The sequence below is a fragment of the Streptomyces sp. NBC_01283 genome, from assembly GCF_041435335.1.
Lineage (GTDB): Bacteria > Actinomycetota > Actinomycetes > Streptomycetales > Streptomycetaceae > Streptomyces.
The window spans coordinates 2,317,436-2,333,749 of sequence record NZ_CP108430.1 but is presented as its reverse complement, the minus strand read 5'-3'; the positions used below and the strand labels follow the sequence as shown (position 1 = coordinate 2,333,749).

Sequence of the window (16,314 nt, the reverse complement as noted above, 5' to 3'; positions counted from 1 at the left end):
AGAGACCCTTGGCCCGCAAGGGAACATGTGACATAGTACTGGCGTGACAAAGCGGCTGACCTGCGATGTTGTGGTAGTCGGCGCCGGGATGGTGGGCGCCGCCTGTGCCCTGTACGCGGCGCGGGCCGGTCTTTCCGTCGTCCTCGTGGACCGCGGCCCGGTGGCCGGCGGCACGACCGGATCCGGCGAGGGCAACGTCCTCGTCTCCGACAAGGAACCCGGACCCGAGCTCGAACTCGCCCTGCTGTCGGGGCGGTTGTGGACGGAGCTCGCTGCCGAGCGGGGCGTGGGCGCGAGCATCGAGTTCGAGGCCAAGGGCGGCGTGGTCGTCGCTTCGTCCGGCGAAGGACTCGCGGCGCTGGCGGAGTTCGCGGCCGGGCAGCGCGAGGCCGGGGTCGACGCGCAAGCGGTCACGCCGTCCGATCTCCACGAACTCGAACCGCACCTCGCTCCCGGCGCGGCGGGCGGCGTGTACTACCCGCAGGACGCCCAGGTGATGCCGTCACTCGCCGCAGCCCAACTGGTGCGCCTGGCGCGGTCCTTGGGGGCGGATCTCCGTACGGGCTGGACCGTCACGGCCATGCTGCGGACCGCGGACGGCGGGCTACGCGGGGTCCGCACCGACCGGGGCGAGATCCACGCCCCGTACGTCGTGAACGCGGCCGGTACCTGGGGAGGCGAGCTCGCCGCCCTCGCCGGAGTGGCCCTGCCCGTGCTGCCGCGGCGCGGCTTCGTCCTGGTCACCGAGCCGCTGCCGCGCATGGTCCGGCACAAGGTGTACGCCGCCGACTACGTGGCCGACGTGGCCAGCGGGTCCGCCGCGCTCCAGACGTCACCCGTGGTCGAGGGCACGGCGGCGGGGCCGGTCCTGATCGGCGCCAGCCGCGAGCGGGTCGGCTTCGACCGGAGCTTCTCGCTGCCGGTCATGCGGGCGCTGGCGGCGGGGGCGACCCGGCTCTTCCCGTTCCTGGAAGAGGTCCGCGCGATGCGCGCGTACGTCGGCTTCCGCCCCTACCTGCCGGACCACCTCCCCGCGATCGGCCCCGACACCCGGGTGCCGGGACTCTTCCACGCCTGCGGGCACGAGGGGGCGGGGATCGGACTGGCCGCGGGGACGGGGCACTTGATCGCCCAGGTCCTGAGCGGAGCGACTCCGGAGCAGGATCTCCACCCGTTCCGCCCGCACCGTTTCGCCGACCGCCCGCCCGAGGAGGCGCCATGAACACCCGAGGAGGTGCCATCAACACCCGAGGAGGCGCCATGAACAAACGCACCCCCCTGGCCCTGGCCCACGCCCGGCCGGGCCCACCGCACACCATCACGTTCGACGGCCGCGAGATCCAGGCCCTGCCGGGCCAGACGGTGGCCGCCGCGCTCTGGTCGGCGGGCGTCACCGCCTGGCGCACCACGAGGGGCAACGGCGAACCGAGGGGCATCTTCTGCGGGATCGGCGTCTGCTTCGACTGCCTGGTGGAGATCAACGGCCGCCCGAACCAACGGGCTTGTCTGGCACCGGCCGAACCTTACGCCGAGATCCGGACGCAGCACGGCAGCGGTCATGGCGTGGGAGACGGCCGGTGACGGCCAGGCGCGGCACGCTTGCCGTGATCGGCGCGGGGCCCGCGGGGCTTGCGGCGGCGGTGAGTGCGGCCCGGTGCGGGGTGCGGGTGACCGTGGTGGACTCCGCGGGGCAGGCGGGCGGACAGTTCTACCGGCAGCCCGCCGGAGCGCTCGGCGCGCGTCGGCCACAGGCCTTGCATCATCGGTGGCGGACGTGGGAACGGCTGCGGGACGGAGTCGCCGAACAGATCGCCGCAGGACGCATCACGCACCTGACTGAGCATCATGTCTGGTTCGTGGAAAGCCACTTCGGGGATACGGCAGCGATTGATGGTTCGGTTGAGGGATCGGGCGGAGAAGCTCCGTGGGCCGGGCGTCGCTTTACCGTGCATGCGCTCCTCGGCCCCGAGCAGGAGCGGCCCGCGACGGTGCACGCCGACGCCGTGCTCCTTGCCACCGGGGGATACGAGAAAGTCCTGCCGTTCCCCGGCTGGACCCTGCCCGGCGTGCTGACCGCCGGTGGTGCCCAGGCCATGCTCAAGGGAGGCCTCGTCCTGCCGGGACGCACCGCGGTCGTGGCCGGGACGGGCCCGCTGCTCATGCCCGTCGCCGCAGGGCTCGCGGCGGCCGGGGCCGAGGTCGCCGCCCTGGTCGAGTCCGCCGACCCCAAGGCCTTCGCGCGGCACGCGGCCACCCTCGCCGCCCATCCGGACAAGCTCGCCGAAGGTGCCGGGTACGCCGCTCAACTGCTGCGCCATCGCGTCCCGTTGGTGTCACGTCACACCGTCGTCGAAGCACACGGCAAGGATGCGCTGGACGCGGTGACCATCGCCGCGCTCGACGCGGCGGGCCGGGTCAGGCCCGGCACCGAGCGGCGCATCCCCTGCGACACCCTCGCCGTCGGCCACGGCATGCTCCCGCACACCGATCTCGCCGAGGGTCTCGGCTGCCGGGTCGACGGCCCGAACGTCGCCGTCGACGCCGAGCAGCGCACCGACGTCCCCGGCGTCTGGGCCGCAGGCGAGACCACCGGCATCGGCGGCGCCGCCCTCTCGCTCGCCGAGGGACACATCGCCGGACGCTCGGCCGCCGCCCGGCTGCGCGGGAGTACGCCCGACCCGACCGCATGGGCCGCCGCGGCCACGGCACGTACGAAGGCGCGGGAGTTCGCCGACGTGCTCGGCGCCGTGTACGTGCCGTCCGCGCACTGGACCGAGCAGCTCCGCGACGACACCCTCGTCTGCCGCTGCGAGGAGGTCCCGGCGTCAGCGGTCCGCGAGGCCGTCGACGAACTCGGGGCCACCGACGTGCGGACCGTGAAACTCCTGACCCGGGCCGGCATGGGCTGGTGCCAGGGCCGCATGTGCGCGGCGGCCGTCGCCGGACTCGCGGGCTGCGCCGAGGGTTCCGCGCGTCGGCCGTTCGCCCGGCCGGTACCGCTCGGAGTGCTCGCACGGACCGCCGACGACGAACCGGGCCCCTTCTAGCCACCGCACCTCCCCGCACCTCCCCGCACCTCCGCCCCGCGCCGCCCCGCACCGCAACGAAGGGACCACTCCCATGAACCCGCCCGCAGCAGACCGTCCCCGCCCCTGGCACGGAGTCCTCGTCGCCACCGCACTCCCGATGAACGACGACCTGTCCGTCGACTACGGCAAGTTCGCCGAGCACTGCGCCTGGCTGGTCGAGAACGGCTGCGACGGCGTCGCGCCCAACGGATCCCTCGGCGAGTACCAGGTCCTCACCCCCGAGGAGCGCGCCAAGGTCGTGGAGACCGCCGTCGCGGCGGTCGGCGGGCAGCGTGTGATGCCCGGCGTCGCCGCCTACGGCTCCGCCGAGGCCCGCCGCTGGGCCGAGCAGGCCAAGGACGCGGGCTGCGCCTCCGTGATGCTGCTCCCGCCCAACGCCTACCGCGCCGACGAGCGCTCCGTCCTCGCCCACTACGAGGAGGTCGCCAAGGCGGGCCTCCCCGTCGTCGCGTACAACAACCCCATCGACACCAAGGTCGACCTCGTGCCCGAGCTCCTCGCGAAGCTGCACGCCGAGGGGTACATACACGCCGTCAAGGAGTTCTCCGGCGACGTACGCCGCGCCTACCGCATCGCCGAACTCGCCCCCGAACTCGACCTGTTGATCGGCGCCGACGACGTCCTGCTCGAACTCGCCCTCGCGGGCGCCAAGGGCTGGGTCGCGGGCTACCCGAACATGCTGCCCGCCGCGTCCGTCGAGCTGTACCGCGCCGCCGTGGCCGGCGACCTGGGCACGGCGGGCAAGCTCTACCGGCAGCTGCACCCGCTGCTCCGCTGGGACTCCAGGCCCGAGTTCGTGCAGGCCATCAAGCTGTCCATGGACCTCGCGGGGCGCCACGGCGGCCCCTGCCGCCCCCCGCGCGTGCCGCTGCTGCCCGAGCAGGAGCAGGCCGTGCGCACCGCCACGGAGCGGGCCATCGCCGCCGGGCTCACCTGACAGCCGTACCCGGCGACGACCTGACAGCCGTACCCAGCGAAAGGCACCGCACATGCGCAGCAAACTCGTCCTGCACGCGGTCGACTCGCACACCGAAGGCATGCCGACGCGAGTGATCACCGGCGGCATCGGCACCGTCCCCGGCGCGACGATGAACGAGCGCAGGCTCCACTTCCGCGAGCACCGCGACGACATCAAACAGCTCCTGATGAACGAGCCGCGCGGCCACGCGGCGATGAGCGGCGCGATCCTCCAGCCGCCCACCCGGCCCGACTGCGACTACGGCGTGATCTACATCGAGGTCTCGGGCTATCTGCCGATGTGCGGGCACGGCACCATCGGCGTCGCCACCGTCCTCGTCGAGACCGGCATGGTCGAGGTCGTCGAGCCGGTCACCACGATCCGTCTCGACACCCCGGCGGGCCTCGTCGTCGCCGAGGTGGCCGTCGAGAACGGCGCGGCGAAGGCCGTCACCCTCAAGAACGTGCCGTCCTTCGCCGTCGGCCTCGACCGCAAGATCACCCTGCCCGACGGCCGTACGGTCACCTACGACCTGGCCTACGGCGGCAACTTCTACGCCATCCTGCCCCTGGACCAGTTCGGCCTGCCCTTCGAGCGCGGACGCAAGGACGACATCCTCGCGGCGGGCCTCTCCCTCATGGAGGCCATCAACACCGCCGACGAACCGGTGCACCCCGAGGACCCGTCCATCCGCGGCTGCCACCACGTCCACCTCCACGCACCCGGCGCCACCGCCCGGTACTCCCGGCACGCGATGGCCATCCACCCCGGCTGGTTCGACCGCTCGCCGTGCGGCACCGGGACGAGCGCGCGCATGGCCCAGCTCCACGCGCGCGGCGAACTGCCCCTGGACACCGAGTTCGTCAACGAATCCTTCATCGGCACGCGCTTCAGCGGGCGGCTGCTCGGGACCACGGACGTCGCGGGCATCCCGGCGGTGCTGCCCAGCTTCACCGGGCGTGCCTGGGTGACGGGCACCGCGCAGTACCTCCTCGACCCGGACGACCCCTTCCCGGCGGGGTTCGTTCTCTAGGGCCCTTCTGACGGATCTCCGCGGCCTGGGATACTCGTGGCACGTGACATTGCACCAAGGAGGAGCGACCCCATGGCCGCCCGTCGCAACCCCGCCCCGTCCGCCGCCCCCGCGGCCCTGCCGAGCCTGGGCGGTACGCGCAGCAGCTACCGCGAGCGGGTGGCGGACGCGCTGCGGGCCGCGCTCATCGCCGGTGAACTCCGCGCGGGTGAGATCTACTCCGCGCCCACCCTCGCCGTGCGCTTCGGCGTCTCCGCCACCCCGGTCCGCGAGGCCATGCTCGACCTCGCCAAGGAGGGGCTCGTCGACACGGTGCCGAACAAGGGCTTCCGGGTCACTGCCGTCTCCGAGAAGCAGCTCGACGAGTACAAGCACATCCGCGCGCTGATCGAGATCCCCACCACCGCGGAGCTCGCCACGTCGGCGGACCCCGCCGCGCTCGAAGCGCTGCGCCCGGCGGCGCAGGCGATCGTCACGGCGGCGGCGGACGGCGACCTCATCGCGTACGTCGAGGCCGACATCCGCTTCCACCTCGGGCTGCTCGCGCTCGGCGGCAACGACCACCTGGTCGAGGTGGTCGGCGACCTGCGCAAGCGCTCACGCCTGTACGGACTCCAGGCGCTCGTCGACGCGGGGCGCCTGGAGGCGTCGGCCGAGGAGCACCTGGAGATCCTGGACGCGCTGCTCGCCCGCGACGAGGACGCCGTACGCGCGGTCATGACCCGTCACCTCGGTCACGTACGCGGCCTGTGGGCGGCCGAGGCCGAATAGGCCGGCGAGCAGCTCGGTGAGCGGGTCAGCCGTTGTTGCCCGGGATCAGGAACAGGTGGATCGACTGGTCCTTCGCACGGAAGCGCTCGCTCCCCGCGCCCTTCTTCGCCCGGTCGGACACGATCACCACATGGTCGGACGAGATCCAGGAGACGCCCTCCGGATTGCCGTAGACCGCACGGCCCTTGCCGTCGGTGGGCAGGCGGTGGACCGTGCCCTCGTCGACCTCCCACTTCTTGGTGGAGATGCGGCCCACCCACAGCGCCGACGACGCCTGCGACAGGACGGCGATCCGCCCGTCGCGCACGGACACGCTGCTGAAGTCCTCGAAGGGCAGCGACTCGGGCAGCCGGATCGTGGCCGTGTGGATCCAGCGCTTGCCGCCCTGCCGGAGAACCTGGATGCGGCCACCGCCCGGCGTCCTGCCCTTCTTGCCGCCCGCGCACCGGTTGCCCTCGCACAGGGCGAGGAGATGGCTCGCGCCCGAGCGCTCGACCCACTCCAGGCCTTCCATGCCCTTGTTGGCGTCCGGCAGATCGAAGTCGAGCAGGGTCGAGCCGACCGGGCGCAGCTTCTCGTCGAACTCGTGAATGCGGGCGCGGAAGCCCTTGGGCTTGATCGGTTCGGCCTCGCTCAGCGCGAAGTAGTGGTCGCGCCGCTCGTCGTGGGCGAGGTCCTCGAACCCCTCGTTCGCCCCGGACTTGCCCTTCTTCTTTCCCTTGGTGCGCTTGAGAACGCCGTTCTCCGGCGCCTTGGGCGACAGCTCGCTGCTGACCCGGATGAGGGAGGGCAGGTTGTCGCAGACGATCAGGAAGGCGCCGTCGCGGTAGACGACACCGCTCGCCTCCAGGCGGGTGCCCGCGCCGTCACCGATCAGGTCCCGGATCTTGGCTTCCTTGACGAGGCGGAGCTCGTGCGCGGCATCGGCCTTGGCGGACTTCTTCGTTGCGGTCATGAGGGCAGTACCTCCATCGCGCCGGGGAACGACGCCCCGCTGGCGCCGTTCGGATAGGTCTTGCGCAGCTCGGCAAGCTGCTGTCGTGCGTGGTCGTAGCGCATGCGCGTGTAGTGGAAGATCCCGTACGTGAACTGCGAGCCCCGGCTCAGCTCCCACTGCCGGTACCCGGCGCGGTACACCTCGTCGTTCGTGAACTGCCGCCCGGTGAAGGCCTGTCCGTGCGGACTCGTGGACTCGCCGTACGCGGCGGACGCGACGAGCTGCCACAGGCCGTCGGTCCGCCCGGAGCCCTCCGCGCCGAGGAGCTCGGCGACCCGCTCGGGGCCGAACTCCGTGTCCAGGAGGTACTCGAGGTGGTCGAGGTAGTACTGGCAGAAGTCGTGGTTCCGCAGCAGGTTGGTGAACAGCGGCAGTTGGGACACCTCGTGCGGCGCGTGCGTGATCCGGCAGTAGTCGCGGCTCATCGCGGGCCAGTCGAGCAGATCCGTGTACTGCCACGGCGTCGAGAAGAAGTCGATGCCCGAGCTGTTGTCGTAGTCCCACGGGACGAACGTGAAGTACGGGCGTGCCATGAAGCCCGTCGGGTCGCCGAGCCGGCCCGAGTTGTAGAGGTAGTAGTTCGACGGCGTCGCGAAGTAGTTGTCCCAGCTGCCCAGGAGGACGTTGGCGCCCGCCCAGCGCAGGAAAGCGGCCACGTTCAGCACCCGCTCGACCGCGTCACGGAAGGCGTCGGACGTGAACCGGTCGCCGCGTCCCGCCAGTTCGACGCCGTTGATGGCCCGGACGAGCGTGGCGAGGTCGTCATAGGTGTTGGCGGACGGATTGTCCTCGTTCGTCTTCAGGCGGTAGGTACGGTCGTCCTCCCGGCTGCCCGCGGTGAAGTAGTGCCGTCCGCCGTCGCTGCCGTCCGTGCCGGAGCGGTGCTCCAGGGTCGCGCAGCCGACGTCGCCGCAGTACGCCTTGTAGAGGTTGCCCTCGGAGTTCTTGCCGAAGTGGTCCTTCAGGAACTTCTTGTCGACCTGCTCGATGACCGAGTAGAGGCCCATGTAGCGGTCGTTGATCGAGAACGTCGCGTACGTGTGCTGTGCCGCCGGGATGCCCGCGCGTTCCAGGAGCCGCCAGGCGACGGCCTCGCGCATCTGCGACGGGTCGTTGTACATCGCCTTGAGGTTGATCCGCTCCATGCCGTAGAGCCGGTCCTCGCTCTCGCCGACCTCGAAGTTGATCTTCCAGGAGCGCTTGGGGGCGTGCGCGGTCATGTTGCCGCTGTTGACCATCGAGAACGACGGCGTCGCCAGCAGCGTGTCGTCCGGGGTGTCGTTCCTCGCCAGGGTCAGCCGGGCACCCTGCGGCGCCTCCATCACCTCGTCGGCCGTCAGGACGCCGGGCGGCCAGCCGGTGACCTTGACCTGATACATGTCCTGAGCGAAGAACTCCGTTTTGCTCTGGGCCGAGTTGAGGAGCTCGTCGACGATCCGCCCGATCTCGGTGAGCTGCCCGTCCGCGTCCAGGAGCACCAGGCTGCCGTCGGCCGAAGCGCCCGACAGGTCCCCCTGCTCGGCGAGCAACAGGTCGTACAACGTGCTGAACTCGGCCTTCGTCCGCAGCGCGGCATCCGTCGGACCCGACGCCGCGTTGGCCCGCTCGGCGAGCCGCCGCCCGATGCCCGGCGGCAGCGCGGAGACCGCGATGACCTGGTTCTTGAACGCGTCCCGGAACGTGCCCTTGCCGATGGTCCTGTCCACGGTGGCCTCCCTGGGATCCCTGGCGTGAACTTTCCTCTCTACGCCCGGTGCCACATGACCGCCAGGCCGATATCCGGCCTGGCGGTCACGCGTCGCGGGCTCTGCGTCAGACCCCGAGGATCCTGATCGACGGGTGGATGGCCGTGTTCAGGTACAGCTTCTCCTTCTTGCGGTCCTGCTCCAGCTCCATCACGAGCCGGTACCGGTGCACGCCCGGCTTGGCGTTGCTCAGGACCGTGCCCGCCCAGTAGTAGTAGACCGGCGTGAACTTGTCCCGCATGCGGTCCGGCATCCCGTAGATCTTCAGCTCGGTGAAGATCTTCCGCTCGGCCACGTCCTCCTCGTCACCCAGCTCGGTGTCGAGGAACGTGATGTTGTTGATCTTCGGCATGGGAGGCCAGGTGCCGTCCGGGCGCTTCTCCATGTCGAGCGGGCGCACGATCCAGTTCAGGACCTGGCCCTGCTTGCAGACCGTCTCCAGGGACGACGTCCCCTGTCCCTTGCCGCCGATGCTGTTGTCCATCATGTACATCGAGTCGCTCAGCGAGCCCGTCTCCACGGCCCGCTCCATGTTGATGAGCGTCACGATGTTCAGCTGGACCGAGTTGAGCTGGCCGGGATTCTGCTTCTGGTGCTCGGTGCTGGTCGACTTCTGCGCGGTGCTGGTCAACGCTCCTCCTTCTCGTACGCCGTCATGCCGGGCCCTAGCCGACGAGGGACGACGACAGGGTGGTGGCGATCGGCTCGTCCCTCGTGCCCAGCTTGAAGTTGATCTGGTACGTGACGTTCGTGACGTCCCGCTTCACGGTCCCGATCCAGTAGGCGACGTCGGTGCCCGGATAGACCTTCCGCTCCGGCACGCAGATGGAGCTGTCGATCACGATGCTGTCGATGGCCACGAAGGCCTCGCACTCCAACGCGAGCGCGTTCCACAGGAGTTGGTCGCCCTTGCGGGCGCGCGTCTGCAGTTCCTCGGTGCCGAAGCCGGTGGAACCCGCTGACTTGTTCGTGTCGTACATGTACAGGTGGCCCTGCATGTTGCCGGCTGCCAGGGCGCCCACACAGTCCACTACGGCGGTGATCGAGACGGGCCGCTTCGCGGCACCGGTCTCACGCCGCCTGGGCGTGGTGGTCGTCATCTGCTCCTCCTTCTGGCTGAAGTCCGTGCGGGATCAGCGGGTGCCGGCGTCCGGAGGGATGGGCAGCATGCCCACGCCCGCCTTGGTGAAGGCGTTCCGCCGTGGCTCCGAGGTGATCTTGAGGGTCGAGGGACAGGTCAGGTCGACCGCCTCCCAGCGCAGTTCGCCGTTGAGACCCACCAGCTTGTGCAGCTGGATCCGCATCACGTACGAGTAGGTTCCGGGCCGCGAGGTGTCGACGGACGCCGACCAGTACCAGCCGTCGGTGACCAGGTCCGGGGAGCCGTACTCCGCCGGATACATGATCTTCGAGTCCACGGCCTCGCCGTAGATGTCGGTGATCACCGGGGCGGGGTAGGTGTACGCGGCCGTGTTGTCCTCGGTGACGACCTTGCCGGTGACGTCCAGGATCTTCTGCCCGGACAGCCGCCCGCGCGTGCGCCGCGTGGTCTTGACGCGGGCACCGACGGTCTTGCGGACCTGGCTGAGCTGCTCGGTCTGGTCCGTGCCGGCGACCGAGGACTTGCTCGCGAGATCCTGCAGGTCGGCCAGGGCCTGCTCGTCGGTCTGCCGGGCGCGGTCGAACTCGTAGCCGCGGGGCACGGTCGGCGGGATGGAACCGAGGCTGTACGGCAGCCAGTTGAGCACCTGCTCACTGGCCTGCGATCCATCCCTCCAGTAGGAACCGTTGATCGCGGTCACGAGCTCGCCGGTTCCCTGGTTCGTCGAGCCCTGCAGCTTCATGTTGTCGAACAGGTAGGTGTTGCCTTCGAGTGACTCGGACTCCAGCGCACTGCCGACGTCCACGAGCACGATGATCGCCAATTGTTGGGGCATGATTCCGCCTTTGTCGCCGTTACTGGATTCCCGTCCCTTGCCGTCGCGCTCCGGCCGGCACTGGTGCTACTGGCACATCAACGCGGGGGTGTCGATGTGCATGACGCTGTTCTCGCCCTCGTACATCTGGAGTTCCAGGCGGTAGCGGTAGGCCACTCCGGGCGTCAGCCAGTTGGGCACGATGCCCGTCCAGACGTCGAGGTCGAGCTTGTCGCCCTCGGTGTGGTTGCCGTTCTGGACGCCCTGCGCCTGGCCCTGAGTCTGGCCTGAGCTGTGGCTCCCGTTCTCGGGCACGAACGAGATGTTCTTGATCTCGACGGGGGTCTGCAGGTCCACGGCGAGGGCGGACCACGAGACGACCTGCCCCGGCCTGACCACGGTGCACAGGTCCGGCGTCCCCTGGTGGGCGCTGTTCTCCCCGCCGTCGTCCATCATGCAGAGGTTGCCGTTGAGCAGCGTGCTGCCCGAGAGCGCTCCGATGACGTCGACGACCGCGACGATGTTCACTTGCGGCTTCATCCTCACTCCTCCTGTAGGCGCTAGCCCCGGTCCCGCACCAGCGGGACCTTGCCGACGGCCGTCCGCTCGATCTCGGCCGAGAGGCGGGGCACGAACTTGAGCTGGAAGGTGTAACCGGTCTTCTCGATCGACGCGGGGTTCGCTTCTCCGTGGTTGAAGAGCGACAGGGAACGCGGCAGGGCGTTCACGAACACCTGCTGCACCCCGTAGGGCCCAAGAGCCGTGTCCGCCCGGTAGGTCAGGCCGAGCACGTCGTCGACCGAGACGACGAGCGTGATGACCTTGCCCTCGCGGTAGTTCACGAACTGGACCTCGTGCGCCACCTCGTCCAGGTCCACCGCCTCGGCGGCCTTCAGCTCGTCCCGCACCGCGTCGTAGGCGCGAGCCGCCGAGTACTGGCTGTCGTTGATGTGGAGCACGTCGCCGGTGCGGCCCGCGAACTCGAACTGCTGGGTCTTCGGGCCGGGGCCCTCGGTCCTCGGCCGCCGGATCATCCGGTCGCCCAGCTTGAGCCGCAGGAGCGGTGCCTCGTGGGCGTGCAGGCGGGTGACGACGAGTTCGCCCTCCTCGCCCTCGGGGACCCAGCGCCCGTTCTCGTCGACGATCTCGATGAAGTGCAGGCCGGGCACCGCCGAGAGGTGGGGTGAGTCGGGGTCCAGCTGCAGGCCGATGGTCTCGGCCTGGGTGGCGGCGAAGTAGCTGAGGATCGACAGGTTCGGGTACAGCGCCTTTAGCTCCACCCGCTTGCGCTGCGAGAGCACCCCGCTGCCGTACAGGGCGACACGGAAGCTCTCCCTGGACTCCTGGCGCATGCCCACGCCGAGCTCGCTCAGGATCCCGATGCCCGCCGAGATCCCCATCAGGGCCTTGGGGCCCCGGTAGGAGAACATGTGCTCCAGGACCGGGGCGGTGACGGGGCCCGCGCCGACGTAGTTGACGCCGGGCACGTGCTGCAGCACACCGCCCACCATCGTGCCGCTGCTCCACATCTGGTAGTCGGCCAGCGTGGTGAACAGCCACTTGGGGTCGGTGCCCGCGAGGTATGCGGCGAGCTGATAGGCGCCCATGAAGCGGCCCGCGATCTCGTACGTGTCCTTCAACTCCCGCAGGGAGTAAACGACTTCGAGCGGCCGGCCACCGCTGGTGCCGCCGCTGGCCACGATCTCGAACTCGCCGCGGGTGAGGGGTACCACCATGCCGGGCCGTGACTCCATGAAGAAGTCGCGCTGGATGTCCTTGTCCGAGAGCGGGATCTGCTGCCACGCCTCGTACGTCTCGGGGGCGCGCACGGTGCCCGCGTTGCGCAGCCGGTCGCGCCACAGGGGATTGAGCATCGCCGTGTTCACCATTTGCTGCAGGCGACGCAGTACGACGGCTTCCTGAACCTCGTGCGACACCTCGCTGTACGGCGTCTGACAGACCCGTTCGCATTCACGTAACTTGCTCGCGAACGAGGGGAGTGCGGTTACGGCGTCAACTGATTCCGGGTGTAACTCCCGATCGGGGATGAGCCAGTTGGCCAGTTCACGGGTGCCACTGGGCACCGGTGCGATCGGCGGAACGTGTGCGGCCTGTGGAACTTGCGATGTACTCAACATCCGTCCCCTCTAAGCTGTTTCTGTTCCCGCTTCGCTGCTGAGCAGGTCCTGGCCGGTCCTTCTGATTTCGGAGATCAGCATCCGGAAGTGCTCGGCGGTTATCTGATGGTTCATCATGACCACGCGCAGTGCGGCCACCCCATTGACGTTCACCTTGGAGATGAAGAAGTTTCCCCGGAGCTTCACGCTGTTGCGGATGGCGATCTGGAGGCGGTGGACGTCCGCTTTCCTGATCCCGGCCGGGTGATATCGGAAGCACAGGATGTTCGCTTCCGGACGGTGCAGTGTCTCGAAGTCGGGATCGGTCCTGACGATTCCGTGGGCCTCCTCCGTCAACCGGCAGAGATATTCGATCTTCTCCGCGAACAAGGCCCTTCCGAACATGGCCCAGAGCGACCACAGGGTCATGATCATCGGCCGTTTCGTACATTCGAAGTTCTTGCCACCGCTGTCGTACGCGGTGTATATGTCCGGCTCCTCGTCGAACACATAACTGGCCTTCTGCCGGAAGGCGGTGCGGCTCGCCTCCTTGTCCCGGTAGAAGAGCATCGTGCAGGGCGCGGGCACGAACATCAATTTGTGCGCGTCCCAGGTCAGGGAATCCGCCTTGTCGATGCCGCGCAGTTTCTCGCGGAGCGTGTCCGACACCAGGAGGCTCGCTCCGTGGGCACCGTCGACGTGCAGCCAGAGATCCCTCTCCCCGGCCAGGGCGGCGAGTTCGTCGAGCGGGTCGAAGGCGCCCACCGACGTGCTGCCGGCCGACGCGACGAGGCAGAACACCTTGAGGTTCTGCCGCTCAGCCGCCTCCAGGGCGGGCCGCGCGTCCGCCACGGAGATCTGCCCCCGGCTGTTCAGCGGCAGCCGTACGAGCTGGGCCTCGCCGATGCCCATCACACCGGCCGCCCGCGCGACGCTGTAGTGCACGTCCGCGCCCACCGCGATGGCGGGCCGTGGCTGGCCGCGCAAGGAGGAGCCGCCCTCCGACCAGTAGCCGGGCAGCTTCTGGTTACGGGCGGCCAGGAGTGCGGTGAGATTGGCCAGGGACCCTCCTGAGGTGGTCACCATGGTGAACCGCGCCGGATCCCAGCCGATGAAGCGGTTCAGTTCATCGGCCATGATCCGTTCCACCGCGTTGGGCAACTGGGCCGCCTCGTAGAACGAGGCCGGCTGGTTGACCACCGAGCTGACGAAGTCGATGACGCCGGCGAGCGGTACGACGCCCGAGAACTGGCGGCCCATGTAGCCAGGTGAGTGCACCTGGATGCCGGTCCTGATGTACAGGTCGATGATCCCTGCCAGCTTCTCCTCGTCGAACGCCGCCACCTGCTCGCGCTCCGTCGTCATCAGGGCTTTCGCCGCATCCGACAACGTCGCGGGATCGGTCAGTTCGAGCCCCCTGATGGAGAGATCGGAAAGGTGCTTCTCCAGCTTCGCGAGAGCGGTTTCGGAAGTCGCCCGGAACAGCTGGGCGTCGAAGGCCTCAAGAAGTAGTCCGCTCCCGTCGGAAGCGGGGTGGTGCGGTCGAGATTCCGTCACGGGGGTCTCCTTCGGAAAGTCCCTGTGTTGCCCGACATGTAGGTGTGGGGCGGACGCGACCTGCGCAGACTTCTGTTTTTTGAGCATGCCGATGGGCAGTTGGAATTCGAATGCAGATTCGATAGCGACGAGGCGGTCCGGCTGGTCGAGCCGGGCTCCTTCATCTGTTCCGGCGGCGCCCGGTCAGTGGCCTGCCGCACGGATCCCCCTGGAAAAAGCAGCCTTTGGTGTTACAGGCGGCACGGACCCCCCGGTTCTCGCGCCACACCCACACGACCGGCGTCTCCCCCCTGGTGCCCCTCGTGTTTCCCCCCACATGGAGCACCGTAGAGCCAAATGTTTCCAAGAGGTGATCCCTTTCAATGGTCTGTCCAAAAAATGTGCGCACGACCTGATGAGCCGTCAATGACTCTTGGCCACATCTGTATTCACACGCACCTCAGATGTCGGACGGTGCCCTCAACTTTCGGACAGGGGCCCGGTGTTCCGGTTCCAGGCCGCGCAAGGGGTGAAAGAGGAATTCGCCGACGGGATCCCGTCACCGGCGAAGTCTTCTTGCCAGCGTCATGTGACCGACGAGTACGTCGCGTTCCTGGCGGGAGGAGGGTCTTATTCCTGGCGGGTGAAATTCTGGCCATGGTCGCGCCCGCTCACCCCAGGCCAATTAATCGCCTTGGTCGCCATTTACTTGAGCGGGAAAAGAAAAGGGTGGCAGCCCGAGGGGCCGCCACCCTGACCTGCTGCCGCGTCAGTCGTCGACGGCGTCGAGCACGTCGCCCAGATCCACGAACTTGAAGTCGGTGGAGGGGCGTTCGGGGTCGCCGGGCGCGTCGTGACCGTCCTGCACCACGAGCAGCCCGTGCGGATACTTCGCGCCCAGCGGCTTGTTGAGGACCGCGGCACCGTCGCATTCCTCGGAGCCGTCGAGCGTGGCGGAGGCGGCCGTGACGCGGAAGCCGCCCTCGTACTCGTTGCGGTCGGACACCTCGCGGTCGTAGGCGGCGAAGGTGTTGTCGCCCTGGCTGGAGGCCAGCAGATAGCCGTCGCCGTTGCCCTCCTCAAGCAGCGTCAGGCCCTCGACGTCGGCCTTGAGGCGCTTGCCGCCGTAGCCCGGGTCGGTGCCCGCGGTGCACTCCTCGGTCGAGGGGTCGTACGTCCCGGGTATTCCGTACTCGCGCACCTTGTCGACCAGTTGGGGCTTGCCCGTCAGGTCGGCGCGCAGCCGCCAGATGCCGACGTCCTCCTGGCCCGCGTAGAGCGTGCCGTTGGCCGGATCCACGACCATGCCCTCCACCTGCGGCCGTTCGCCCGGTTCGCCGCACGGCGACCACGAAGTACCGTCCGGCAGGCGGAAGTCGGCGGGCAGGTCGAGTGTGCGGACCTTGCGGTAGCCGACCGTTCCGTCGCTCTTCGGGGTCAGTTCGAGGAGCGCGATGCGGGTCCGCTCCCGCTGGCTGACCAGTGCGTACGACCGGCCCGTCGACGGGTCCGTCCACGTCGCGAGGCCGTAGGCGGTGCGCTGCTCGTTGATCTCCTCCTGCGAGGTCGAGAAGACGGGCGGCGCCGACGGGTCGGTCACGTCGGTGAGCGGGCCGCCGGAGCGGTCGCGGTCGATGCGGTAGACGCGCAGCCGGTCGTTGCCGCGGTCGCTGGTGACCGCGAGGTCGGCGCGGCCGGACGGCAGGCGCAGGCCGTGCACCAGGTCGACGTTGTTGAAGCGGCCGGGCGCGTCGTCCGGTCCGGGCGCCGCGGGTGCCGGAACGGACTGCACCTCGCGCGCCGACAGGTCGTACACGCGCAGCCCGCCCTGCTTGGCGGTGGCGACGACCAGACTGCGGCCCGGGTCGGCGGAGTTGCGCCAGATCGCCGGGTCGTCGGCGTCGGCGTTGCCGCCCGCGTCGTCGTCGTGCACGGCGGGGGTCTCGGAGCGCGGTTCGACGGCGGGCAGCGGCGAGGCCGCTACGGCGCCGGAGCCCAGGGGCGCGGTCGCGGCGACCGCCGCGAGGGCCGCGACGAGGGCGACGCGGGTAACGCCGGAACGGGGTCTGCGGGGCTTGGCCATGAAGGGATCCCTTTCTGTCATGGGTACTGCATGACGAATCCACTCTGTGATCTTGCCGTGAAGACTTTC

The 16,314-nt window shown here is 69.3% G+C and carries 15 protein-coding genes; 6 read left to right on the top strand and 9 right to left on the bottom strand.

From position 1 onward, the window contains the following. Window positions 1–43: 43 nt before the first annotated feature. The 6 genes from OG302_RS10610 to OG302_RS10585 all read left to right on the top strand — a co-directional run bounded on the left by OG302_RS10610 (window position 44) and on the right by OG302_RS10585 (window position 5,851). Window positions 44–1,222 (top strand): NAD(P)/FAD-dependent oxidoreductase, encoded by a 1,179-nt coding sequence (locus OG302_RS10610; RefSeq protein WP_371526554.1) that lies wholly within the window; start codon window positions 44–46, stop codon window positions 1,220–1,222. A 38-nt stretch (window positions 1,223–1,260) separates the two neighbouring features. Further along, window positions 1,261–1,581 carry a (2Fe-2S)-binding protein gene (locus OG302_RS10605; protein WP_371526553.1) on the top strand — a complete coding sequence of 107 codons (321 nt, stop codon included), beginning with the start codon at window positions 1,261–1,263 and terminating at the stop codon, window positions 1,579–1,581. Then, window positions 1,578–3,047 carry an FAD-dependent oxidoreductase gene (locus tag OG302_RS10600; protein WP_371526552.1) on the top strand — a complete coding sequence of 490 codons (1,470 nt, stop codon included), beginning with the start codon at window positions 1,578–1,580 and terminating at the stop codon, window positions 3,045–3,047. Before OG302_RS10605 ends, OG302_RS10600 begins: the two co-directional genes overlap by 4 nt. A gap of 73 nt (window positions 3,048–3,120) precedes the next feature. After that, window positions 3,121–4,026 carry a dihydrodipicolinate synthase family protein gene (locus OG302_RS10595; RefSeq protein WP_371526551.1) on the top strand — a complete coding sequence of 302 codons (906 nt, stop codon included), beginning with the start codon at window positions 3,121–3,123 and terminating at the stop codon, window positions 4,024–4,026. A gap of 52 nt (window positions 4,027–4,078) precedes the next feature. Beyond that, entirely contained in the window at window positions 4,079–5,080 is a 1,002-nt protein-coding gene (locus OG302_RS10590; protein WP_371526550.1) for a proline racemase family protein, read from the top strand. 72 nt (window positions 5,081–5,152) lie between these two features. Beyond that, window positions 5,153–5,851 (top strand): GntR family transcriptional regulator, encoded by a 699-nt coding sequence (locus OG302_RS10585; protein WP_371526549.1) that lies wholly within the window; start codon window positions 5,153–5,155, stop codon window positions 5,849–5,851. A gap of 25 nt (window positions 5,852–5,876) precedes the next feature. Here OG302_RS10585 and OG302_RS10580 read toward each other — a convergent pair whose 3' ends face one another. The 9 genes from OG302_RS10580 to OG302_RS10540 form a co-directional block, all read right to left on the bottom strand. Continuing rightward, the gene (locus tag OG302_RS10580; protein WP_371526548.1) at window positions 5,877–6,806 is read right to left on the bottom strand and encodes a hypothetical protein; all 930 of its coding nucleotides are present in this window, start codon (window positions 6,804–6,806) and stop codon (window positions 5,877–5,879) included. Next, entirely contained in the window at window positions 6,803–8,554 is a 1,752-nt protein-coding gene (locus OG302_RS10575; protein WP_371526547.1) for a CotH kinase family protein, read from the bottom strand. The genes OG302_RS10580 and OG302_RS10575 overlap by 4 nt, the downstream gene beginning before the upstream one ends. 106 nt (window positions 8,555–8,660) lie before the next feature. Further along, window positions 8,661–9,224, bottom strand: coding sequence for a hypothetical protein (locus OG302_RS10570; RefSeq protein ID WP_371526546.1), 564 nt, complete (start codon window positions 9,222–9,224; stop codon window positions 8,661–8,663). A gap of 34 nt (window positions 9,225–9,258) precedes the next feature. After that, window positions 9,259–9,693: a hypothetical protein gene (locus OG302_RS10565; protein ID WP_371526545.1), complete on the bottom strand. Its 435-nt coding sequence runs from the start codon at window positions 9,691–9,693 to the stop codon at window positions 9,259–9,261. A 33-nt stretch (window positions 9,694–9,726) separates the two neighbouring features. Beyond that, window positions 9,727–10,530, bottom strand: coding sequence for a hypothetical protein (locus OG302_RS10560; protein ID WP_371526544.1), 804 nt, complete (start codon window positions 10,528–10,530; stop codon window positions 9,727–9,729). A gap of 66 nt (window positions 10,531–10,596) precedes the next feature. Continuing rightward, the gene (locus OG302_RS10555; protein ID WP_371526543.1) at window positions 10,597–11,049 is read right to left on the bottom strand and encodes a hypothetical protein; all 453 of its coding nucleotides are present in this window, start codon (window positions 11,047–11,049) and stop codon (window positions 10,597–10,599) included. A gap of 20 nt (window positions 11,050–11,069) precedes the next feature. After that, window positions 11,070–12,383, bottom strand: coding sequence for a hypothetical protein (locus OG302_RS10550; protein ID WP_371526542.1), 1,314 nt, complete (start codon window positions 12,381–12,383; stop codon window positions 11,070–11,072). 273 nt (window positions 12,384–12,656) lie between these two features. Continuing rightward, window positions 12,657–14,183, bottom strand: coding sequence for an aspartate aminotransferase family protein (locus OG302_RS10545; RefSeq protein WP_371526541.1), 1,527 nt, complete (start codon window positions 14,181–14,183; stop codon window positions 12,657–12,659). 748 nt (window positions 14,184–14,931) lie between these two features. Beyond that, window positions 14,932–16,245: a phytase gene (locus OG302_RS10540; protein WP_371750086.1), complete on the bottom strand. Its 1,314-nt coding sequence runs from the start codon at window positions 16,243–16,245 to the stop codon at window positions 14,932–14,934. Window positions 16,246–16,314: the final 69 nt, after the last annotated feature.